This window comes from Sphingomonas metalli (assembly GCF_014641735.1).
GTDB classification, from domain to species: Bacteria; Pseudomonadota; Alphaproteobacteria; order Sphingomonadales; family Sphingomonadaceae; genus Sphingomonas; species Sphingomonas metalli.
In genome coordinates this window covers 1,221,205-1,243,046 of sequence record NZ_BMIH01000001.1, presented here as the reverse complement: position 1 = coordinate 1,243,046, position 21,842 = coordinate 1,221,205, and the positions used below count along the sequence as shown (strand labels likewise).

At 70.8% G+C, this 21,842-nt stretch carries 15 protein-coding genes, 2 pseudogenes and 1 riboswitch; of the genes and pseudogenes, 8 read left to right on the top strand and 9 right to left on the bottom strand.

The window, feature by feature from the left end; translation table 11 throughout:
* Window positions 1-72: 72 nt before the first annotated feature.
* The 3 genes and pseudogenes from IEX18_RS06095 to maiA all read left to right on the top strand — a co-directional run bounded on the left by IEX18_RS06095 (window position 73) and on the right by maiA (window position 2,684).
* A pseudogene (locus tag IEX18_RS06095) lies at window positions 73-773 on the top strand (IS6 family transposase).
* 206 nt (window positions 774-979) lie between these two features.
* Window positions 980-2,026, top strand: a pseudogene (locus IEX18_RS06090) (glycoside hydrolase family 43 protein); the annotation flags it as partial.
* Window positions 2,027-2,033: 7 nt separating this feature from the next.
* Window positions 2,034-2,684, top strand: coding sequence for a maleylacetoacetate isomerase (maiA, locus tag IEX18_RS06085; RefSeq protein ID WP_188657745.1), 651 nt, complete (start codon window positions 2,034-2,036; stop codon window positions 2,682-2,684).
* Between the two features lie 10 nt (window positions 2,685-2,694).
* Here maiA and IEX18_RS06080 read toward each other — a convergent pair whose 3' ends face one another.
* From IEX18_RS06080 to IEX18_RS06050, 7 genes are all read right to left on the bottom strand, one after another.
* Window positions 2,695-3,747 carry a threonine aldolase family protein gene (locus tag IEX18_RS06080; RefSeq protein WP_188657744.1) on the bottom strand — a complete coding sequence of 351 codons (1,053 nt, stop codon included), beginning with the start codon at window positions 3,745-3,747 and terminating at the stop codon, window positions 2,695-2,697.
* 57 nt (window positions 3,748-3,804) lie between these two features.
* A riboswitch (SAM-I-IV-variant riboswitch) is annotated at window positions 3,805-3,915 on the bottom strand.
* A gap of 44 nt (window positions 3,916-3,959) precedes the next feature.
* Window positions 3,960-4,625, bottom strand: a complete 666-nt coding sequence (locus IEX18_RS06075) for a cell wall hydrolase (protein ID WP_188657743.1) — start codon at window positions 4,623-4,625, stop codon at window positions 3,960-3,962.
* 45 nt (window positions 4,626-4,670) lie between these two features.
* Window positions 4,671-5,768: an alpha/beta fold hydrolase gene (locus IEX18_RS06070; protein ID WP_188657742.1), complete on the bottom strand. Its 1,098-nt coding sequence runs from the start codon at window positions 5,766-5,768 to the stop codon at window positions 4,671-4,673.
* Between the two features lie 409 nt (window positions 5,769-6,177).
* Window positions 6,178-6,705: a GNAT family N-acetyltransferase gene (locus IEX18_RS06065; protein ID WP_188657741.1), complete on the bottom strand. Its 528-nt coding sequence runs from the start codon at window positions 6,703-6,705 to the stop codon at window positions 6,178-6,180.
* 22 nt (window positions 6,706-6,727) lie between these two features.
* Entirely contained in the window at window positions 6,728-7,519 is a 792-nt protein-coding gene (gene fabI / locus IEX18_RS06060; RefSeq protein WP_188657880.1) for an enoyl-ACP reductase FabI, read from the bottom strand.
* A 34-nt stretch (window positions 7,520-7,553) separates the two neighbouring features.
* A complete protein-coding gene (locus IEX18_RS06055; RefSeq protein WP_229664390.1) occupies window positions 7,554-8,498 on the bottom strand; it encodes a YihY/virulence factor BrkB family protein in 945 nt (314 codons plus the stop codon).
* Window positions 8,499-8,505: 7 nt separating this feature from the next.
* Window positions 8,506-9,465 carry a DnaJ C-terminal domain-containing protein gene (locus tag IEX18_RS06050; protein WP_188657739.1) on the bottom strand — a complete coding sequence of 320 codons (960 nt, stop codon included), beginning with the start codon at window positions 9,463-9,465 and terminating at the stop codon, window positions 8,506-8,508.
* A gap of 103 nt (window positions 9,466-9,568) precedes the next feature.
* Here IEX18_RS06050 and IEX18_RS06045 point away from each other — a divergent pair, with 103 nt between their 5' ends.
* Complete coding sequence (locus IEX18_RS06045; protein ID WP_188657738.1) at window positions 9,569-9,811, top strand: hypothetical protein; 243 nt, start codon at window positions 9,569-9,571, stop codon at window positions 9,809-9,811.
* A gap of 157 nt (window positions 9,812-9,968) precedes the next feature.
* Here IEX18_RS06045 and IEX18_RS06040 read toward each other — a convergent pair whose 3' ends face one another.
* Window positions 9,969-10,850 carry a transglutaminase family protein gene (locus IEX18_RS06040; RefSeq protein WP_188657879.1) on the bottom strand — a complete coding sequence of 294 codons (882 nt, stop codon included), beginning with the start codon at window positions 10,848-10,850 and terminating at the stop codon, window positions 9,969-9,971.
* A gap of 157 nt (window positions 10,851-11,007) precedes the next feature.
* Window positions 11,008-13,476, bottom strand: coding sequence for a circularly permuted type 2 ATP-grasp protein (locus tag IEX18_RS06035; RefSeq protein WP_188657737.1), 2,469 nt, complete (start codon window positions 13,474-13,476; stop codon window positions 11,008-11,010).
* Window positions 13,477-13,655: 179 nt separating this feature from the next.
* On the opposite strand from IEX18_RS06035, the gene glgX reads away from it, so the two are divergent.
* The 4 genes from glgX to treY are packed head-to-tail and all read left to right on the top strand — an operon-like array spanning window position 13,656 to window position 21,827.
* A complete protein-coding gene (glgX, locus tag IEX18_RS06030; RefSeq protein WP_188657736.1) occupies window positions 13,656-15,758 on the top strand; it encodes a glycogen debranching protein GlgX in 2,103 nt (700 codons plus the stop codon).
* The gene (gene treZ, locus IEX18_RS06025) at window positions 15,755-17,449 is read left to right on the top strand and encodes a malto-oligosyltrehalose trehalohydrolase (RefSeq protein ID WP_188657735.1); all 1,695 of its coding nucleotides are present in this window, start codon (window positions 15,755-15,757) and stop codon (window positions 17,447-17,449) included. Before glgX ends, treZ begins: the two co-directional genes overlap by 4 nt.
* Window positions 17,446-19,428 carry a 4-alpha-glucanotransferase gene (gene malQ / locus IEX18_RS06020; RefSeq protein ID WP_188657734.1) on the top strand — a complete coding sequence of 661 codons (1,983 nt, stop codon included), beginning with the start codon at window positions 17,446-17,448 and terminating at the stop codon, window positions 19,426-19,428. The genes treZ and malQ overlap by 4 nt, the downstream gene beginning before the upstream one ends.
* Window positions 19,425-21,827 (top strand): malto-oligosyltrehalose synthase, encoded by a 2,403-nt coding sequence (treY, locus tag IEX18_RS06015; protein ID WP_188657733.1) that lies wholly within the window; start codon window positions 19,425-19,427, stop codon window positions 21,825-21,827. The genes malQ and treY overlap by 4 nt, the downstream gene beginning before the upstream one ends.
* Window positions 21,828-21,842 lie beyond the last annotated feature (15 nt).

Below are 21,842 nucleotides of genomic sequence, written 5' to 3'. Positions count from 1 at the left end.
GCTGTCAGACCAACGTGGCAGGGTGGCGGCAGGGGGTGATAGCGGGTCGGCATGCCCCGCCGATCACGCGCCCTGCCGCCATCGCCGTTCCGCCGGTTCAACTCGTCACCTGAGGTGATCCGGCTGGTGGTGCTGATGTACGTGCGGTTTCCGCTCAGCCTCCGCAACGTGGAGGACCTGCTATTCGAGCGGGGATCGATGTCTGTCACGAGACGGTGCGGTTCTGGTGGAACAGATTCGGTCCCATGTTCGCGGGCGACATTCGGCGTACACGGGTCAGCCGCATGCGTGGCTTCCGCCACTGGCGCTGGCACCTGGACGAGATGTACGTGAAGCTGAACGGCGAGATGGTCTACCTGTGGCGAGCTGTTGATCAGGAAGGCGAGGTGCTGGAGAGCTATGTGACCCGCAGCAGGGACAAAGCCGCAGCGCTCACGTTCATGAAGAAGGCGCTCAAGCGCCACGGGTCGCCCGAGGCGATCACCACTGACGGCTTGCGCAGCTACGCCGCCGCCTTGACGGAACTGGGCTGTCGTGAACGCCAGGAGGTAGGTCGCTGGGCAAACAACCGGGTGGAGAACAGCCATCTGCCGTTCCGACGACGGGAGCGCGCGATGCTGAGGTTCCGGCGGATGAAGACGCTCCAGAAGTTCGCTTCCGTCCACGCCAGCCTCTCCAACCACTTCAACCTCGAACGCCACCTCGTTGATCGCCAGACCTACCGCGAACGCCGCTCCGCCGCCTTGGCGGAGTGGCAAGTGCTCGCCAGCTAGGCTGTCAGCCTCGAAGGCCCACGTGCATCAGGTGGAGAGCGGTTCGCGTTAGACTGACAGCTCCGCCATCTCCGATCAATCGCCGGCACCCGCCCCGTCCCGTTGGGACAGCGACGGCCCCGTCTGCGCGTGCGCGTTCCGGGAGTTCGCTCCGCTTGCACTCCCTCCGCTCAGCGTTCACAGATGTAGGAGTATTGAGGGAGAGGATGCCGGTGGATCAGCTGTCGCGGCGGATGTTCGTGTCGGGGAGTGTGGCGCTGGCGGCGGCGGGGCCGGGGCTGGCGCGGGCGGCGACGGGCGGGGGCGAGGTGCCGATCGTCAACCCGCTGGTGCGCCAGCGCGCCGATGCGCAGGTGTTCCGGCACAGCGACGGCTGGTACTATCTCACCGGCTCGGTGCCCGAATACGATCGGGTGGTGCTGCGCCGGGCGCGCTCGATCGGGGGGCTGGCGACCGCGCCGGAGACGGTGCTGTGGCGGCACGCGGCAAAGGGGCCGCTGTCCGGCTTCATCTGGGCGCCCGAGCTGCACCGAATCGACGGGCGCTGGATCGTCTATTTCGCCGCAGGGCCGAGCGGCGGGGGCGAGGACGTGTTCCGCATCCGCACCCATGCGATCGTGTGCGACGGCGGCGATCCGATGACCGGCGGCTGGACGGTGCTGGGCCAGCTGCAGACGCCATGGGACAGCTTCAACCTCGATTCGACCAGCTTCGTCCATCGCGGCCGGCGCTATCTGGCCTGGGCGCAGCGCGAGCCGGGGATCGAGACCAACAGCAACCTCTATCTCGCGCTGCTGGCGACGCCGCTGACGCTGGCGGCGAAGCCCGCACGCCTGTCGGTGCCGACGCTCGACTGGGAGATCCAGGGCTTCAAGGTCAACGAGGCGCCGGCGGTGCTGGCGCGGCATGGGCGGCTGTTCATGACCTATTCGGCCAGCGCCACCGATGCGCGCTATTGCATGGGGATGCTGACCGCGCGCGCCGATGCGGACATCATGGACCCGGCATCGTGGCAGAAGTCGCCGGTGCCGGTGTTCGTCTCGTCGCCGAAGAACAATGTCTGGGGGCCGGGGCACAACAGCTTCACCGTGGACGCGCGCGGGCGCGACATGCTGGTCTATCATGCGCGCGACTATCGCGACATCCAGGGCGATCCGCTGTTCGATCCCAACCGGCATACCCGCGTCCAGCCGATCCGGTGGCGGGCCGACGGCACCCCCGATTTCGGCGAGCCGGTGCGCAACGGGCGGCTTTGACCGCATGGGCGATCCGCTGACCCCGCCGCCGATCCTGCACGGCTATTTCCGCTCGACCGCGAGCTGGCGGGTGCGGATTGCGCTGCATCTCAAGGGGATCGCCCACCGCGATGCCTTCCACCATCTGCGTCATGGCGGGCAGCGGACGCCCGGCTATCTGGCGATCAACCCGCAGGGTCTGGTGCCGGCACTGGAGACGGCGCAGGGCGTGCTGACCCAGAGCCTGGCGATCTGCGACTATCTCGACGCGATCGTGCCGGAGCCGCCGCTGCTGCCGGCCGACCCCTTCGCCGCGGCGCGGGTGCGCGGCTTCGCCATGGCGATCGCCTGCGACGTCCACCCGGTCCAGAACCTGTCGGTGCTGGCGCGGCTGCGGGCCCTGGGACTGGGGGAGGAGGCCGTCACCGGCTGGGCGCGCGACGTGATCGAGGGCGGGCTGACCGCCTGCGCGGCGCTGATCGCGGACCAGCCGGGGCCCTATTGCTTCGGCGCGGCGGTGACGCTGGCGGATCTCTGCCTCGTCCCGCAAATGGCCAATGCCCGCCGCTTCGGGGCGCCGACGGGCATCGGACGGCTCGAGGCGATCGAGGCGGCGTGCCTGGCGCTGCCCGCCTTCGACGCGACCCGCCCCGAACGGCAGGCCGACGCCGAATAGCGGTCACGGATCACGCGGCGATCGGTATCGTCGCCGCGGCCTCGGCGATCGCGGCGGCCAGCGCGTCGACCCGCTCGGGCTGCGCGTCCCAGGCGAACATGAAGCGCGCGCCCCCGCCGATGAAGGTGTAGAAGCGCCAGCCACGCGCGCGCAGCGTGTCGAGCACCGGCGCGGGCGCGGTGAGGAACACCGCATTGGCCTGGACCGGGAACATGAGATCCACCCCCGGCACGTCGGCGATCCGCGTCGCCAGCCGCTCGGCGCAGGCGTTGGCGTGGCGGGCATTGTCCAGCCATGCGCCGCTCTCCAGCAGGCCGACCCAGGGCGCGGAGAGGAAGCGCATCTTCGAGGCGAGCTGCCCGGCCTGCTTGCAGCGATAGTCGAAATCCTGCGCCAGCGCGGTGTCGAAGAAGACGATCGCCTCGCCGACCGCCATGCCGTTCTTGGTGCCGCCGAAGCACAGCACGTCGACGCCCGCGCGCCAGGTGATGTCGGCGGGCGCGCATTCGAGCGTCGCGCAGGCCTGGGCGAAGCGTGCGCCGTCCATGTGGAGCTTGAGGCCGAGATCGCGGCAGACCGCGGCGATCGCGCGGATCTCCTCGATCGTATAGACCTGCCCCGTCTCGGTCGGCTGGGTGATGGTGACCACCCGCGGCTTGGGGAAGTGGATGTCGGAGCGGCTGGTGGCGAGGCTGCGGATCGCCGCGGGCGTGAGCTTGCCGTCGGCGGAGGGCGCGACCAGCAGCTTCGAGCCGTTGGAGAAGAATTCCGGCGCGCCGCATTCGTCGGTCTCGACATGGGCGGAGGCGGAGCAGATCACGCTGTGATAGCTCTGGCAGAGCGAGGCGAGCGCCAGCGAATTGGCGGCGGTGCCGTTGAACACGAAGAACACCTCGCACGGGCTGTCGAACAGCCGGCGAAAGGCATCGGCGGCGCGCTCGGTCCAGCCATCGTCGCCATAGGCGGTGGCCGAGCCGGCATTCGCCGCCGTCATCGCGGCCAGCGCCTCCGGGCAGATCCCGGCATAGTTGTCGCTGGCGAATTGCTGGTCGTCGGTCGTCATGTCCGTCCCTTGTGCTCGTGCGGGGCACCGGCATCGGTCGACGTGACTGCGGCTCTTCAGACCCCGTTTGGTTGCCGGTCCGGCCACATCCCTGCCCTTTCGGGAAGGCACCACCTTGCTCGGGGAGCAGGTTGGCGTCGGACGTCGGCCCGACTCTTGATGCTGGAGCGCGCCCTAGCCGCGACGACGCGATCGGGCAAGCATCATCATCGTCACCCCTCGCGCCGGCGGACATAGAAGAGGTGCGGCCCGAGCCGCGCGACCTTCACCATCGAATCGCGCCAATAGGGCACCAGCCAGTCGGCATGATAATGGGTGGCGCGGCCGACCGGCGGGTAGATGTCGCCGGCGAGCGCGCGGCGCGCGGCGCGGCGGGCGGCGGCCCAGCCGAGATGGATCGGGCGTCGCCCGAACGAGCCGTCGCAGGTGAAGGAGAACTGGCAGCCGGTGGTGCGCAGCGATCCCTGATAGACGACGCCGCAGACGGTGTGCGGAAAGCCGGGCGCGCGGGTGCGGTTGAGCACCACCTGCATCACCGCGCGCTGCCCCTCCGCATCGTCGCCGACCTCGTACAGCGCGGCGGTGGCGAGGCATTCCACCGCCTGCTCCCGCTCCGCCGGGCCGCCCCGGAAGCGATAGCGGCGCGCCGGGCGGCGGCGGTCGCCGCGGATCGGCACCGCGGCGTTGGAGGCGCGGGCCTGGGCGAAGGAGAGCGGCTCGACCCGCTCGGGCGGCAGCGCGGCGGGGCGGCGCGGGCCGAACAGGCCGATGCCGACCACCACGAACGCCACGGTGCCGAGCAGCAGCAGCCACCATTCGGAGGCGCCGGGCGCGTGCCGGCTCCGGCGGCGGGAGGAGGAGGAGCGACGCTGCGCCATGGCGGGCGCTATGCCCCGAGCCGCCCGCCGGGGCCATGCCCCGCGCTATTCGGTACGGCGGAGCAGCGCCACCAGATCGTCCTTCCAGAAGCGCGCGGCGGTATGGGTGCCGTGTCCGCGCGTGTCGATGCTCTCGGGGATCAGGCGGAAACGGGCGTCGGGCATGCGGGCGACCGCGCGCTGCGGGAAGTCGAGCCCGCGCGGATTGATGAAGTCGTCGGCCGAGTTGATCCAGACGGTCGGCACCCGGATCGCCTCCAGTCGCGCCCAGGGATCGTAATGGCGCGAGGAGTCGAGCTGGTAGATCAGGTCGTTGGCGTCGATCCCCGCGATCGAGGCGGCGACCCGTTCCCGCGCGAAGGCGGCGGCGGCGTCGCGGGTGGGATAGTGCGCCTGATAATAGAGCGGCGCCCCGCCGGCGACGAAGAGCAGGCTGGCGGCGGTGCGCAGCCCGGCGAGCGGCTGGCTGCGATACTCGCCCGCCGCCCAGGCGGGATCGGCCTTGATCCCGTCGATCGCGAGCTGGCGCCACATGCGGTTGAGCCCGGCGATCGCGACCGGCTCGCAGGCGAGCGGCATCAGCGCGCGCAGGAATTCGGGATGCGTCTCGCCCCAGACGAAACCGTGCATGCACCCCATCGAGGTGCCCATCACCAGCCGCATCCGCCTGATGCCCAGCCCGTCGCGCAGCAGCCGGTACTGTGCCTCGACCATGTCGTCATAGTCATAGGCGGGGAAGCGCATGTGCAGCCCGTCCGAGGGCTTGGACGACTTTCCATGGCCGATATTGTCAGGAAGGATGATCCAGTAGCGCTTGAGGTCCAGGGGCTGGCCGGGGCCGAACAGCGCGTCGGCGAATTGCGGCGCCAGGAACTGCCGGCCGGTGCCGCCGGTGCCGTGGAGGATCATCACCGCATTGTCGATCTCGCCCTGCGCATTGCGGTGGGGCGTGCCGAGCCGGGTATAGTTGAGCCGCAGTTCCGGCAGCGTCTCGCCCGAGCGGAAGCGGAAGTCGCGGATGACGTAGGTCGCGTCGCGCGCGCCCCAGTCGGTGGCGGGCGCGGCCGGGCTGGCGGCGGCGGCGATCGGTGGAGCGGCGGGGGCGGGCGCCGCGGCCTGGAGGGCGAGGAGAAAGGCAAGCATATCGCGCAGTCTGGCGCGGATCGGGGGCGGGGAGAAGGGGCCGTTCATCGGTGGAGGCGCGATGAGCGTACCGAGCCTGCCCCTCTCTTCGTCCTCCCCGCCTCCACGAGGGCTCTGCGAAACTCACGCCGTCATGCCGGACGTGTTCCGGCATCCACGGCGCGGCAAACGCACACGCTGGTGCTTTTGCGGAACGGTGGATCCCGGAACACGTCCGGGATGACGAGAGGAATGGGTTGCCGTCGCGGCTTTCGCAGCGGCCTCGCGGAGGCGGGGCTCCAGAACTTCCGACCTTCGTGCGTCATGCGGCACGCTTCCGCGTGTCTGGAACCCCGCCTGCGCGGGGATGACGACCGATTAGGCCACTGTTCCACAGAGCGAGGGGCGAGAGCCTTTCGCCCCGCCGCCCTTATCCCAGCCTCGAAAACGCCTCCGCATGGCGTGCCTCGCCGCGCACGCCGCAGGGCATCAGCCCGCCCTGCAGCGGCAGCGCCATCAGATAGTCGCCGGCATAGGGCGAGGCGAAGTGGCGGGCATAGTCGGCATGGAAGCCGAAGCGATGGTAGTAATCCGGCTCGCCGAGCACGAAGCAGAGGACGATGCCCTCCCGCTCCAGCCGGTCGAGTCCCGCCTGGACCAGCGCCTCCGCTACGCCCTGCCGCCGCTGCCCGGCCGCGACCGCGACCGGCGCCAGCGCGACGGCGCGGACCGGCCGGTCGCCGACCGTCACCGCCATGCGGCTGAAGGCGACCATGCCGATCACCGCGCCGCCGTCTTCCTCGGCCGCGACCAGGGTCAGGACCATGTCGCCGTCGATGCACAGGTGGCGGACCAGATCCGCCTCATCGCCGCGCGGGAAGACGCCGCGCAGCAGCGCGTCGATGCCCGCGACGTGGCTCGGCCCGGCGGGATGGATGGCGATCGCGGACGACGTCATGGTGGCGGGCAGAGCCGGCGGGTCAGGCCAGCGCGATGTCCGGCGCGTCCTCGGCCTTCATGCCGATGACATTGTAGCCGGCATCGACATGATGGATCTCGCCGGTGACCCCCGACGACAGGTCCGACAGCATGTAGAGGCCGGCGCCGCCGACATCCTCGATCGTCACGGTGCGGCGGAGCGGCGAGTTCAGCTCGTTCCACTTGAGGATATAGTTGAAGTCGCCGATGCCGCGCGCTGCGAGCGTCTGGATCGGCCCGGCGGAGATGGCGTTGATCCGGATGTTCTCCCGTCCCAGATCGACCGCGAGATATTTGACGCTGGTCTCCAGCGCGGCCTTGGCCACGCCCATCACGTTATAGTGGGGGATGACCTTCTCGGCGCCGTAATAGGTCAGCGTCAGGATCGCGCCGCCGTTCGGCATCATCGCACGCGCGCGCTGCGCCACCGCGACCAGCGAATAGGCCGAGATGTTCATCGTCATCAGGAAATTGTCGAGCGTGGTGTCGTAATAGCGCCCGCGCAGCTGCGACTTGTCGGAAAAGCCGATCGCATGGACGACGAAGTCGATCGTCGGCCATTCCGCCTTCAGCGCCGCAAAGGTCGCGTCGAGCGCGTCCATGTCGGAGACGTCGCAGTCGAACAGCCGGGCGACGCCGAGCTGCTCGGCGAGCGGGCGCACCCGCTTCTCCATCGCCGCGCCCTGATAGGAGAAGGCGAGCTCCGCCCCCGCATCGGACAATCGCTTGGCGATCCCCCAGGCCAGCGACTTGTCGTTGGCGAGGCCCATGATGAGCCCCCGCTTGCCCGCCATCAATCCGTTCACGCTGCCCTGACCCTTGCTTCTTCTACGCCGTAGCGGCCTCAACGCCGTGTAGCGCCGGTTCGGGCGGCTCCGCCAGTGCGGCGTTGAGATGCGCGCCGAACACGACCCCGAGCCCGATCAGATAGAAGAAGAGCAGCATCACCACAACGCCGGCCAGGCTGCCATAGGTGAGATCATAGCCGCCGAGGTTGGACAGGACCCAGGGCAGTCCCGCGGTCATGCTGACCCACCAGACGGTGGTGAACAGCGCGCCCGGCCATTTGCGGCAGTCGCTGTGGCGGTATTTGGACGGGGTGACCGAATAGAAGAGCATGTAGAGCGCGCCGAACATGATCGCGCCGGGCACCAGTCGCGACAGGCCGATCAGCCCCACCCAGTCCTGCGCGAAGGGCAGCAGCCGATAGACGAACTGCTCCGCCGCGGTCAGCAGCCCCTGCGTGATGAACGACAGCAGCACGACGACGACCGACAGGATGATGATCCCCGACGAGGACAGGCGCGAGCGCCAGAAGGGAGCGGTCGCCTTCACGCCATAGGCGCGGTGGAAGATGTCGCGCATCGTCTCGACGAAGCCGCCGACCGTCCACAGGCCGACCAGCCCGCCCAGCCACAGGAGATTGCCGGTGCGCGCGGCGAGCACGTCGGAGATCGGCTTTTCGAGAAGGTCTGCGATGTCGGGCGGCAGCACCCGCAGGAACCCCTCCACCGTATGCACCGTCTCGGCGCTCTGCCCCAGGATCGACAGCACCGCGGCGGCGGTGATGAAGAAGGGGAAGAGCGTCATCAGCGAGAGATAGGCAAGGTTCCCGGCATGGGTGAACCCGTCGTTGAACACGCCCAGGGCGGCGCGCTTCACGACCTCGAACGCGTAGCTGCCCGGGCGGACCTTGGCGAGCTGGCGGTCGAGGCGCGCGCGGGCGGGGTGTCGCGCGCGCGCTTCGGGCGTCAGGGAGTCGAGCGCTTCCACAGCGTCATCAGACGCCCATCGCCGCCCTCGGGTTCCCCGCCGCGCCCGCATCCCAGCTCTCGACAAAGGCCCGGAGCGCGGGATCGTCGGCGGGCACGTCGACCATCAGCGTGACCAGCTGGTCGCCGCGGCCGCCGCCTCTCTTGTGAAAGCCTTTCCCCTTCAGACGCAAAGTCTTGCCGGACGAGGTGCCGGCCGGAATGGTCAGCATCACCGCGCTTTCCACGGTCGGCGCCTTCACCTTGCCGCCCAGCACCGCCTCGGCCAGGCTGATCGGCAGGTCGACCCGCACATCGTCGCCGTCGCGGGTGAAGAAGCGGTGCGGCTGCACCTCGATCGTCACCAGCGCATCGCCCGCGCCGCCGGGGCCGGGCTGGCCCTTGCCGGCGAGGCGCATCTGGGTGCCGGTGGCGACGCCGGCGGGCAGCTTCAGCTCGATCGACTTGCCGTCGCCCAGCGTCACCCGCTGGGGCGCGAGGGTGGCGGCGTCGATGAAGGGGACGGCGAGCTTGTACTGGATGTCGCCGCCCTTGGGCGCCGCCTGCTGGCGGCCGAAGCCGCCGAAGCCGCCCGAAAAGCCGCCGCCGCCGCGCCGGCCGCCGCCGAACAGCCCCTCGAAGATGTCGCCCATCTCGGCATCGCCCGCGCCGAACTCGAACCCCTCGCTGCGAAAGCCGCCGCCCGCCGCCCCGGGGCGCGGACCGCCGCCGGGGCGTCCGCCGCCGAAGCCGAAGGGAGAGGCGGGATTGCCGTCGCCGTCGATCTCGCCGCGGTCGAAGCGCGCGCGCTTGTCCTTGTCGGACAGGAGGTCATAGGCGTTGGTGACGTGGCTGAAGCGCTCCGCCGCCTTGGGATTGTCCTTGTTGCGGTCGGGATGGAGCTCCTTGGCGAGCTTGCGATACGCCTTCTTGATATCGGCCTCGGTCGCGGTCCGCGCGACGCCGAGGGTCTGGTACGGATCGGCCATCGATTACCCCTGGTGTGTTACCCCGCTATGTGGGGCAGGCGTTGCGCGAGCGCAACGCGGATCGCGCGCCATGCGTTGGACACCCGATGAAGGAGATCCGCGCATGACCGACAAGCAACCCGTACAGGCCGCCGGCGAGGACGGCCGCAAGGGCGCCCCCGACGGCGTCAACGATCCGCACGGCAAGCAGGGCGGCGGCGAGAGCGCGGGCGGCGCCTATCCCAACCCGCAGACGGGCAAGGCGGAGAAGAATGACGGCTTCATGAGCCATGGCGGGCAGACCGAGATCGACTATTCGGGGTCGAAGGGCGGCGAGGGCAATGCGGTGACGGAAGGGGAGGATTGATCGGGCGCCCCATAGGATACCGTTCGCCCTGCGCTTGTCGAAGGGCTGTTGTTCCTCTTCGCGGCACGCTGCGCGGTGAGGAAGAGAGGCAGAGCTTCGACAGGCTCAGCACGAACGGCCGGGGGCAGGATCGGGCAAAAGCGGAGTTGGCGAACCCCTACTCCCCCACCGGCGCCACATCCACGCTGACGTCCATCGCCTGCGCGCCCGAGCCCAGGACCACGCCGTCGACCGGCGCGATCTCGGCATAGTCGCGGCCGATCGCCATCAGGATATGGTCGCCGGCCATCCAAATGCCGTTGGTCGGGTCTACCCCCACCCAGCCGAGCGCCGGGCCGCACCAGAGCAGCACCCAGGCATGGGTGGCGTCCGCCCCCACCAGCCGCGGCTGGCCGGGCGGGGGGAGGGTGCGGATATAGCCCGAAGCATAGGCGGCGGGCAGGCCGTGCGCGCGCAGGCCCGCGATCATGATCTGGGCGAAATCCTGGCACACGCCGCGCCGCTGGCGGAAGGCGTCGGCGGGCGGCGTGTCGACCACCGTCGCCGAGCCGTCGAACGCGAAGTCGCGCTGGATGCGGCAGGCGAGCGCGATCGCCGCCTCCAGACAGCCGCGCGCCGGATCGAGATCGGGCGCGCACCAGGCGGCGATCTCCCGGTCGAGCGGGATCAGCGCGGAAGGGTAGAGATAGGCGGCGGGCCCGGCCGCGGACAGGTCGGGATGGTCGCGCGCCATCGTGGCGATCGCGGCGAGGCTGGGGTCGCCGGCGGCGGGCATCGGCACCAGCCGGTCGACCGCGACGCGCGCGAGGCTCTCGATCGCCAGCTCGCGCACCGGCACGTCGACGACCAGCCGGGTGACGTTGGCCAGCCCCGCCTCCGCCCGCGCCGGGCTGAGCCGGCCGACGGGGCGCACGACCAGCTCGTGCCGTTCGAGCCGCTGGCCGGGCCAGTCGATCGGCTTCAGCCTGAGGTTGCAGCGCGCGAACTTGACCTGCGCGCCATAGTCGAACCGGGTGATGTGGCGGATGTCGTAGATCAGGGCCCGAAGATCCTCCCCGCTCGTGGGGAGGGGGACCATCGCGCAGCGATGGTGGAGGGGGAAGGCCACAGGCGCAGCGTTCGCGGCCACGCCCCTCCACCACGCCCTGCGGGCGCGGTCCCCCTCCCCACAAGTGGGGAGGATCTTGGCCTCGCCCCTACGCAAGCGTCAGACCCACCGCGCGCAGCGGTTCCGCGCCCTGGAGAAAGTACCGCCGCGCGATCGCGTCGGACAGCGCCGCCAGCCGGCGCTCGATATCGCCCAGCGCGTCCGCATCGAGATCGGCGGCGGTGGCGATGGAGAGCGCGGCCTGCAAGGCGGTCGCCTGCGCCTGTTGCGGCTCGGCCATCTCGTCGTCGCCCAGCACGGGCAGCTGGAACAGCCGCTGGCGGATGCGGTCGAGCTGGAAGGCGAGCGCGCGGGGATTGTTGGGGTCGAGCGCGACGAGATCGACCACCGCGATCCGGGCGAGGCCCGAAGGATAGCGCTGGCGATAGCTGATCTGGCTGTCGGCGAGGTCGAGCAGCGTCGACAGGTCGTCGCTGCCCGCGCCCGCCAGTCCGAACAGGCGGAGCGCGCGCGCGATGGCGATGGCGCGCTCGATCCGGCGGCCGAGATCGTGGAAGCGCCACGAATCGTTGCGGACCATATGCTCGGCATAGAGGCCGGCGATCGCGGCATAGCGGCGCTGGAGCGAACCGGCGCGCTCCATCAGTCCGCGCTGCGAGGGGAAGGGCGCCTCGAGCAGCCGGACCATGTCGGCCGACAGGCGATCGCGCGACGCCTCGCCGATGCTGCGCGCATGGCGGTTGATCGCGCGGACCGAGAAGGTGGCGGGATCCTCCATCGCGGTCCGGGCAAAGCCCGTCAGCGCCGCGCGGGACAGCATGTCGGGATAGGGTGCCGCGCCCGCCCCGGCGATCATCCCCACCAGCCGCGCGACGGTGGCGGGCGGCAGCACCGCCGCGCCGTCCGCGTCGATCGAATGGCCCATCAGCACGCGGATCGCGCCGAGCAGCGCCTCGCCCCGCTCCAGATAGCGGCCGAGCCAGAAGAAATTGTCCGCGACCCGGCTGGGCAGCGTGCCGGGATTGCGGCGGACATGCAGTGAATCGGGGGCGGCGAGCAGCGAGACGGGCGCGACCGGGTCCGCGCCATGGACGCAGACATCCGCCGACCACAGGCCTTCGCCGATCGCCGCCGCGCTCGTCTCCGGCGCCTCGCCGATCCGGCCGAAGCCGCCCGGCATCACCGTCCAGCCGCCATCCGCCCCCCGCGCGACGAAGACGCGCAGGGTGAAGGGGCGCGGGACCAGATCGTCGCCGACCACGGCCGGCATGGTCGACAGCCGCACCTCTTCCTGCCCGACATAATCCTGCGGACGGCGCGCCATGTCGGCGAGCAGCGCCGCGCGCGCCTCTCCGGTAATGGCCGCACCCGGCGTCGCGCCCTGCGGCAGGCCGAGCGGGGCGGGGCCGAAGGCGGGGGCGATGGTCAGCCGGTCGAGTTCGCGCTCGACATGGTCCCGCTCGCGCGCGCCGCCGCACCACCAGGTCGCGATATTCGGCAGTTTCAGCGGCTCGCCCAGCACCGCCTGCGCCAGCGCCGGCATGAAGGCGGCGAAGGCGCGCGCCTCCACCACCCCCGCGCCCGGCGCGTTGGCGAGGACGACGCTGCCCGCCTCATAGGCGTCGATCAGTCCCGGCACGCCGATCTGCGAGCGGCTGTCGAGCGCGAGCGGGTCGAGCAGCCGCGGGTCGGGCCGGCACCAGAGCGCGTCGACCCGCTTCAGCCCGGCGATGGTGCGGACGTAGAGCTTGCCCTCCAGCGCGGCGAGGTCCGCCCCCTCGACCAGCAACAGGCCCAGATAGCGGGCGAGATGCGCCTGTTCGGGATAGGTCGGATTGTAGCGGCCCGGCGTCAGCAGCCCGATCCGCGGCTCGCTGCGGCGGCAGAGCGCCGCGATGCCCGCGCGGAAGGCGGCGAAGAAGGGCGCGTGGCGCTGGATGTTGAGCTTGGCCTGGAGCCCGCCGAGCGTCCGTCCCACCGCCAGCCGGTTCTCCAGCGCATAGCCTGCGCCCGCCGGTGCGCGCAGATGGTCGGCCAGCACCCGCCACTCGCCGCTCGGGCCGCGGGCGAGGTCGAAGGCGATGAAGTGGAGGTGGAAGCCGCCCGGCGGCGTCAGCCCGGCCATGGGGCGCAGGAATTGCGGGCTGCCCGCGATCAGGGCGGCCGGCAGCACCCCGCCCGAGACCAGTCGCGCACTGCCATAGAGGTCGGCCACCACCCGCTCGATCAGCTCGGCGCGCTGGATCGCGCCCGCGGCGATGCCGGCCCATTCGGTCGCCGGGATCAGCAGCGGCACCGGGCTGACCGGCCAGGGCCGCTCGTCCGCCTCGCCGATGAAGCGGAAACCGGTGCCGATGTCGGCGGCATGGCGGCGCACCCGCTCGCGCGCATGGTCGAGGTCGGAGGCGACGGTCGCCAGTTCCTCCAGCATCGCCTGCCACGGCGCCGGATCGGCGGCGGCGAGCATGTCGCCCGCCGGCGCGGCGGCGCGATAGGCGGCGATCCAGCCTTCGGCATGACGCGTGGCGTCGAAAGGGGAAGCGGCCTGTGTCGCCATCGCTGCTGCCGGCCGTCCCCGTTCCCGTCTGTCCGCTGACCGGCCGGGGTGGTCTCACAGGCGTCGCAGCGGGGCAACATCAATCTATCAACATTTGCTGCATCCGCGAGGAACGGCGCTGTGCGGGCATCGTTGACGGGCGACTGGTTGAAATCGACTATTCCAAAGGGGGTTCGCCCGTGAGTTCACTGCCCGACCGGCTCGATCCGGGCTCTCCCTATCCGCTGGGCGCGACCTGCGTGGAGGGGGGCGTGAACTTCGCCGTCTTTTCCGCCAATGCGACCAAGATCGAGCTGTGCCTGTTCGACTCTGGCGGCCGGCGCGAGCTGGCGCGGCTGGAGCTGCCCGAATGCACCGACGAGGTGTGGCACGGCTTCCTCCCCGATGCGGGGCCGGGCCAGCTCTACGGCTATCGCGCCTATGGGCCCTATGAGCCCGAACAGGGCCACCGCTTCAACCCCAACAAGCTGCTGCTGGACCCCTATGCCCGCCAGCTGCACGGCCAGATCAAATGGACCGATGCGCTCCACGGCTATCAGGTCCGCTCGAAGCGCGAGGACCTGTCCTTCGACAAGCGCGACAGCGCGCCCGCCATGCCCAAGGGCGTGGTGGTCGACGACCATTTCGACTGGTCGCAGGACCGGCGGCCCAACACGCCCTGGTCGGAGACGGTCGTCTACGAGGCGCACGTCAAGGGCCTGACCAAGCTGTTCGAGCTGGTGCCCCCGCAGGAGCGCGGCACGTTCAAGGCGCTGGGTCATCCCAAGGTGATCGACCATCTGAAGCGGCTGGGCGTGACCGCGCTCGAACTGCTGCCGATCCACGCCTTCACCCAGGACCGGTTCCTGACCGAGAAGGGGCTGAGCAACTATTGGGGCTACAATACCCTGTCCTATTTCGCGCCCGAGCAGCGCTATTTCGCGGGGCAGAGCCAGGACGAGCTGCGGCGTGCGGTGAAGCGGCTGCATGCGGCGGGGATCGAGGTGATCCTCGACGTCGTCTACAATCATACCTGCGAGGGGTCGGAAAAGGGCCCGACCCTGTCGTGGCGCGGGCTCGACAATGCCAGCTACTACCGGCTGGTGAAGGACCAGCCGCGCTACTCGATCAACGACACCGGCACCGGCAACACGCTCAACACCGACAAGGCGCGCGTTATCCAGATGATCGCCGACTCGCTGCGCTACTGGGCGACCAGCTTCGGCGTCGACGGCTTCCGCTTCGACCTCGGCCTCACGCTGGGGCGGACGGAGACGGGCTTCGATCCCGGCCACGCCTTTTTCGACGTGCTGCGCCAGGACCCGGTGCTCGGCCGGCTCAAGCTGTCGACCGAGCCCTGGGATATCGGCCCGGGCGGCTATCAGCTCGGCAATTTCCCGCCCGGCTTCGCCGAGTGGAACGACAAGTATCGCGACACGGTGCGCAAGTTCTGGCGCGGCGACCCCTCGCAGCGCGGCGATCTGGCGGCGCGGCTGTCCGGCTCGGGCGACCTGTTCGACCGGCGCGCGCGGCGGCCCTGGGCGAGCGTCAACCTGCTCGCGGCGCATGACGGCTTCACCCTCTACGACACGGTCGCCTACGAGCAGCGCCACAACGAGGCGAACAAGGAAGACAATCGCGACGGTCATTCGGAGAACTACAGCCGCAACTGGGGTGCGGAGGGCGAGACCGAGGATGCAGGGATCAACGCCACCCGCGCGACCGTGCAGCGCTCGATGCTGACCACGTTGTTCGCCTCGCTCGGCACGCCGATGCTGGTCGCGGGCGACGAGTTCGGGCGGACCCAGGGCGGCAACAACAACGCCTATTGCCACGACGACACGATCAGCTGGCTCGACTGGACGAAGCTGGAGAGCGAGGCGGGCCGCTCGCTGTTCGACTTCACCGCGCGGCTGACCGAGCTGCGCCGCCGCTATCCGGTGCTGCGCGCCAAGTCGTTCCTCTATGGCGAGGATTCGCCCGGCCACGGCGTCAACGACATCGAATGGTGGGACGAGCGGGGGCAGCAGCTGTCGCCCGACGACTGGAACAACCCGGAGGGGCGCGCCCTCGTCATGCGCCGCGCGATGCGGCTGGACGACGGGCGGATCGAGGCGGTGTCGCTGCTGCTCAACGGGTCGGAGGACGCGATTCGCTTCCGCCTGCCGCCGCCCGACCATGCCGCGCGGATCGTGCTGGTCGACAGCACCGATCCCGCGATCCGCGACCAGGCGATCGAGGACGAATATGAGCTGGGCGCGCATGGCGCCGCGCTGATCGCGTGGCAGATGGACGCCGAATGACCAGCTGGGGTCCGACGATAGAGGGTGACGCCACCGCCTTCCGCCTCTGGGCGCCCGACGCCGATGCGGTGACGCTGGAGGTGGACGGCCGCGACCCGCTGGAGATGCAGGCGGCGGGCGAGGGCTGGTACGAAGCCACCGCCCCGGTCGGCGCGGGTGCGCGCTACCGCTTCCGCATCGGCGACATGGCGGTGCCCGATCCCGCCGCGCGGGCGCAGGACGGCGGCGTGCATGGCTGGAGCGTGGTGATCGACCATGAGGCCTATGACTGGCGCAGCGCCGACTGGGCCGGCCGGCCCTGGGAAGCGATGGTGATCGAGGAGATGCATGTCGGGCTGGAGGGCGGTTTCGCCGGCCTCGCCGCGCGCCTGCCCGAGATCGCCGGGAGCGGCGTCACCGCGATCGAGCTGATGCCGGTCAACGCCTTCGCCGGCACCCGCAACTGGGGCTATGACGGCGTGCTGCCCTATGCCCCGGCCGAAAGCTATGGCACCCCCGACGAGTTGCGCGCCCTGGTCGACCGCGCGCACGGACTGGGGGTCAGCGTGTTCCTCGACGTCGTCTACAACCATTTCGGGCCGGACGGAAATTATCTCGGCGCCTATGCCAAGGACTTCTTCCACCCGGACGTGAAGACCCCCTGGGGCGGGGCGGTGGCGGTCGATGCGGATCCGCCCCGGCGCTTCTTCATCGACAATGCGCTGATGTGGCTGCGCGACTATCGCATCGACGGCCTGCGCTTCGACGCGGTCCACGCCATCGCCAATGACGGGTTCCTCGACGCCATGGCGGCGGAGATCCGCGCCAGCCTCGACCGGCCGGTGCATCTGGTGCTGGAGAACGAGCGCAACGATGCCGACCGGCTCGCGCCGGGCAGGTACGATGCCCAGTGGAACGACGATTTCCACAATGTCCTCCACGTACTGCTGACCGGCGAGCGCGACGCCTATTATGCCGATTTCGCCGAGGAGCCGGAGGCGCGGCTGGCGCGCTGTCTGACGGAGGGCTTCATCTATCAGGGCGAAGGCTCGGTGAACCATGACGGCAAGCCCCGCGGCACCCCGTCCGCGCATCTGCCGCCGACCGCCTTCGTCGCCTTTCTCCAGAACCACGACCAGATCGGCAACCGCGCGCTGGGCGAGCGGCTGACCCGGCTGACCGACCCGCAGCGGCTGCGCGCGGCGACGCTGCTGCTGTTGCTCGGCCCGCAGATCCCGCTGATCTTCGCGGGCGACCGGGCGGGATCGGAGGCGCCGTTCCTCTTCTTCACCGACTTTCATGATGAGCTGGCCGATGCGGTACGCGAGGGCCGGCGCGGTGAGTTCGCGAAATTCGCGGCCTTTGCCGACCCCGACAAGCGCGAGGCGATCCCCGATCCCAACGCCGCCGACACGTTCGAGCGGTCGCGGGTGACGGACGGCCCGGATGCGGACGGCTGGCGGCGCTTCTATGCCGAGCTGCTCGCGCTCCGCCACGCGCACATCGTGCCCAATCTGAAGGGCGCGACCAGCGCGGGCGCGGAGGTGCTGGGCGACAAGGCGGTGATCGCCCGCTGGCGGATGGGCGACGGGCAGATGCTGGCGATCGCGCTCAACCTCGGCGAGGTGCCGGTCGCGGTTCCGGATGGCGAACCCCTTGCGGCGGTCGGCACCCCCGGCGAACCCGCCAGCGCGGCGGCGTGGCTGGCATGAGCGCGCTCCATGAACTGGCGGCCGAGGCGGGGCTGCAGGTCGACTGGACCGACGCCGCTGGGCAGGCGCAGCGCGTCACCGACGCCGCGCTGGCGCGGGTGCTGGGTGCGATGGGCTATCCCGCCGATAGCGACGCCGCGATCGCCACCTCGCGCGAGCGCCTGTCCGGCGAGCGTGCGGAGGATGCCGCCGGCTTCGTCTCCGGCGATGTCGGCGCGCCGATCGCGGTGCGGGGCGCGGGCGCGCGGGGCGAGTTGATCCTGGAGGATGGCAGCCGGCGCGACGTGACGCTCGACGGCGGCACGCTGCCGCCGATCGACCGGCCCGGCTATCACCGCCTCGTCACCGATGCGGGCGAGATGGAGGTCGCGGTCGCCCCGGCCCGCTGCTTCACCGTCGAAGACGCCGCGCCCGGCCGGCGGATCTGGGGACCGGCGGTGCAGATCCCCGCGCTGCGCGACAGGCGCGACACGGCATTCGGCGATTTCGGCACGCTGGCGAAGAGTGCGGCGGCCTTTGCCGCGGCGGGTGCGGACGCGCTGGCGATGAGCCCGGTCCACGCGCTCTTTCCCGCCGATCCCGGCCGCTACAGCCCCTATGCGCCGTCGAGCCGGCTGTTCCTCAACATCCTCTATGCCGATCCCGCGCTGGTCGGCCTGCCGGTGACGGGCGAGGCCGCGCCCGAGCTGATCGACTGGGCCGATGCGATCCCGCAGCGCATGGCCAAGCTGCGCGCCGCCTATGCCGCGCGGCCGGGGGGGGTGAAGGACGCGGTCGCCGCCTTTGCCGAACGGGGCGGCGAGGCGCTCGCCTGCCACGCGCGGTTCGACGCGCTCCACGCGCATTTCCTGCCCGAAGGGGCCTATGGCTGGCAGGACTGGCCGGAGGCCTTTCACGATCCCGCCGGCTCCGCCGTCGCCGACTGGGTGCGCGCGCATGGCGAGGAGGTGGACTTCTTCCTCTTCTGCCAGTGGCTCGCCGATCGCAGCCTCGCCGAGGCGCAGACGGCCGCGACCGCCGCCGGCATGGCGCTGGGGCTGATCGCGGATCTGGCGGTCGGCATGGATGCGGGCGGCAGCCATGCGTGGAGCCGGCCCGAGGACCTGATCACCGGCCTGTCGATCGGCGCGCCGCCCGACATTCTGGGACCCGAGGGACAGAATTGGGGGATCACCGGCTTTTCCCCCGTCGCGCTCCGCCGCCGCGGCTTCGCGCCGTTCCGCGACACGATCCGCGCCGCGCTCGCCCATGCCGGCGGCATCCGCATCGATCATGCGATGGGGCTTCAGCGGCTCTGGGTGGTGCCCGATGGCTGTTCGGCGGCGGAGGGAGCCTATCTCTCCTACCCGGTCGACGACATGCTGCGCGTGCTGGCGATCGAGTCGCAGGCCGCCCGCGCCATCGTGATCGGCGAGGATCTGGGCACCGTGCCCGAAGGCTTCCGCCCGCGGATGGACGCGCGCGGCATGCTGGGTATGCGCGTCATGCCGTTCGAGATGGACGGCCCCGACCGGCTGATCCCGCCCGACCGCTATGACCGGCAGGCGGCGGCGATGACCGGCACCCACGACCTGCCGACCATGGCCGGCTGGTGGACGGGCCGCGAACTCGACTGGAACGAGAGGCTCGGGCGCGGCCGGCCCGATCACGACGCCAACCGGGCCGAGCGGGCGCATCAGCGCAAGGTCTGGTGGCAGGGCTTTACCGAAGCCGGCACCGCATCCGGGCCACAGCCCGCCGACGATGACCCCGCGCCGGTCGTGGACGCCGCGATCGGCTTTGTCGGCCGCACCCCGTGCGACCTCGTCATCCTGCCGATGGAGGATGTGCTGGGGCTGGTCGAGCAGCCCAATCTGCCCGGCACCATCGACGAACATCCCAACTGGCGGCGGCGGATGCCCGAAGACACCGGCGCGGCGCTGGCGCACGACCCCGCGGCGACGCACCTCGCCACCATCAACGAGGCCCGATCGACATGACCCCCCGCGCGACCTACCGGCTTCAGCTGCACAAGGACTTCACCTTCGCCGATGCGGAGCGGATCGTCCCCTATCTGGCGCGGCTGGGGATCAGCCATGCCTATTGCTCGCCGATCACCGTCGCCGCGTCCGGCTCCACCCACGGCTATGACGTGGTCGATCCGACGCGGATCAACCCGGAGCTGGGCGGCGAGGACGGCTTCCGCCGCTTCGTCGCGGCGCTGCGTGCGCACGACATGGGCACGATCATCGATATCGTCCCCAACCATATGGGCGTGGCCGGCGGCGAGAATAACTGGTGGAACGACGTGCTCGCGCGCGGTGAGGACAGCGAGTTCGCCGGCGTCTTCGACATCGACTATTCCCGCCCTATCGTTCTGCCGGTGCTCGGCGATCCGCTGCTCAAGGCGCTGGCCGACGGCGCGATCGCGGTCGAGGGCGACGAGGTGGTCGCCTATGGCGAGCATCGCTTCCCCCTGCGCCCCGAGGATCGCGGCGTCGGCCCGGTCGAGGGCGACGACCTCGCCGCATTGCTCGACCGCCAGCATTACCGCCTCGCCTGGTGGCGCACCGCGGACGACGAGCTGAACTGGCGGCGCTTCTTCACCGTCAACGAGCTGGCCGGCGTGCGGGTCGGGCAGGAGCCGGTGTTCGAGCGCACCCATGCCCTCTATTTCCGCCTGTGGCAGGAAGGGCTGATCGACGGCGTCCGGATCGACCATGTCGACGGGCTGACCGACCCCGCCGGCTATTGCCGCCGCCTGCGCGCCCGCTTCGAGGCCATGCCGCGCGACGACGGACGCCCGGCGATCATCTGGGTCGAGAAGATCCTCGGCGCGGGCGAGCCGCTGGCGAAGGACTGGGGCATCGACGGCACCAGCGGCTACGACTTCATGGAAGAGGTGGCGGCGCTGCTCCACGATCCCGTCGGCGAGGCGCCGCTGGGCGAGGCCTGGGCGGCGCTGTCGGGCCGCCCCGCCGACTTCGCTGCGGAGGAGTTGCAGGCGCGGCAGGACGTGCTGTCGTGGCAGTTCGAGGGACAGCTGACCGCCTGCGTCCGCGCCTTCGTCGCACTGGCAGAGAGCGATCCCGACAATGTCCTGACGCCCGAGATGCTGCGCCGCGCGGTCGAGCGGCTGCTCTGGATCTTCCCCGTCTATCGCACCTATGGGCTGGGCGATCAGGCCCCCGCCGCCGACTTCGCGATCCGCGAGGCCGCGCGCGCGCGGGTCGCGCCGCTGATCCCGCCGGGCGAGGATTTCGTCGTCGATGCGGTGCTCGCCTGGCTGGCCGGCGACGGCCCCGGCGATGCGACGCTGGCGGCGGAGGCGGTGCGCCTCTTCCAGCAGCTCTCCGCCCCGGTTGCGGCCAAGGGCGTCGAGGACACCGCCTTCTACCGTTATGGCCGGCTGCTCTCGCGCAACGATGTCGGCTTCGACCCGCTGCGGTTCGCCGGTTCGATCGAAGAGTTCCACGCCGCGATGGAGGCGCGCGCCCGCGACTGGCCGCGCGCGCTGCTCGCGACCGCGACCCACGACCACAAGCGCGGCGAGGATGTCCGCGCGCGGCTGGCGGTGCTGAGCGAGGTGCCCGACCGCTGGCTGGCCGCCGTCGAGCGGTGGAACGGGCTGGCCGAACAGGCGCTCGCGGGGGTTGATCCGGCGGACGCCTATATGCTGTGGCAGACGCTCTACGGCGCCTGGCCGGACGGGCTGGCGCAGGACGATGCCGCGGGGCTCGCCGCCTTCGCCGAGCGGGTCAAGGCGTGGCAGCAAAAGGCGCTGCGCGAAGGCAAGCTCCGCTCCAGCTGGGAAGCGCCGCAGGAGGACTATGAGGCGCTCGTCGCCGGCGCGATCGACGCGCTGCTCGACCCGGAGCGTTCGGCCGAGATCCTGCGCGATCTCACCGCCTTCCGCGATGCGCTCGCCCGGCCGGCCATGGCCAATGTGCTGGCGCAGGCGGCGCTGCGGCTCACCGTGCCCGGCGTGCCCGACACCTATCAGGGCACCGAATGGCTCGACCTGTCGCTGGTCGACCCCGATAATCGCCGGCCGGTCGACTATGCCGCGCGCGACGCCGCGCTGGCGGCGAAGGGCGACCCCAAACAGGCGCTGATCGCCGGCCTGCTGGCGCTGCGCCGCGAACAGCCGGCGCTGTTCGCGATGGGCGGCTATCGCCCGCTTGCGGTGGAAGGTCCGCAGGCCGGCCACATCCTCGCCTTCGCCCGCGAGCATGAGGGCGAGCGGTTGCTCTGCGCGGTGGCGCTGCGCACGGCTGCGGTCGAGGCGTGGGGCGACACCTGCGTCCTGGTCGACGGCGAGCGGCTGACGGCCGGCGCGCTGTTCGCCGACCGCCCGGTCGCGGTGCGGATGCTGCACCACGAGCCGGTGCCGGCATAGGACGGGGCGGCGGTC

Coding starts and splice junctions, on each gene's coding strand:
- maiA (WP_188657745.1), top strand. CDS start 2,034: ATGGGCGATCCGCTGACCCCGCCGCCGATCCTGCACGGCTATTTCCGC.
- IEX18_RS06035 (WP_188657737.1), bottom strand. CDS start 13,476: ATGGCGACACAGGCCGCTTCCCCTTTCGACGCCACGCGTCATGCCGAA.
- treZ (WP_188657735.1), top strand. CDS start 15,755: ATGACCAGCTGGGGTCCGACGATAGAGGGTGACGCCACCGCCTTCCGC.
- fabI (WP_188657880.1), bottom strand. CDS start 7,519: ATGGCGGGCAAGCGGGGGCTCATCATGGGCCTCGCCAACGACAAGTCG.
- IEX18_RS06075 (WP_188657743.1), bottom strand. CDS start 4,625: ATGGCGCAGCGTCGCTCCTCCTCCTCCCGCCGCCGGAGCCGGCACGCG.
- malQ (WP_188657734.1), top strand. CDS start 17,446: ATGAGCGCGCTCCATGAACTGGCGGCCGAGGCGGGGCTGCAGGTCGAC.
- IEX18_RS06080 (WP_188657744.1), bottom strand. CDS start 3,747: ATGACGACCGACGACCAGCAATTCGCCAGCGACAACTATGCCGGGATC.
- IEX18_RS06050 (WP_188657739.1), bottom strand. CDS start 9,465: ATGGCCGATCCGTACCAGACCCTCGGCGTCGCGCGGACCGCGACCGAG.
- IEX18_RS06070 (WP_188657742.1), bottom strand. CDS start 5,768: ATGCTTGCCTTTCTCCTCGCCCTCCAGGCCGCGGCGCCCGCCCCCGCC.
- IEX18_RS06065 (WP_188657741.1), bottom strand. CDS start 6,705: ATGACGTCGTCCGCGATCGCCATCCATCCCGCCGGGCCGAGCCACGTC.
- IEX18_RS06045 (WP_188657738.1), top strand. CDS start 9,569: ATGACCGACAAGCAACCCGTACAGGCCGCCGGCGAGGACGGCCGCAAG.
- treY (WP_188657733.1), top strand. CDS start 19,425: ATGACCCCCCGCGCGACCTACCGGCTTCAGCTGCACAAGGACTTCACC.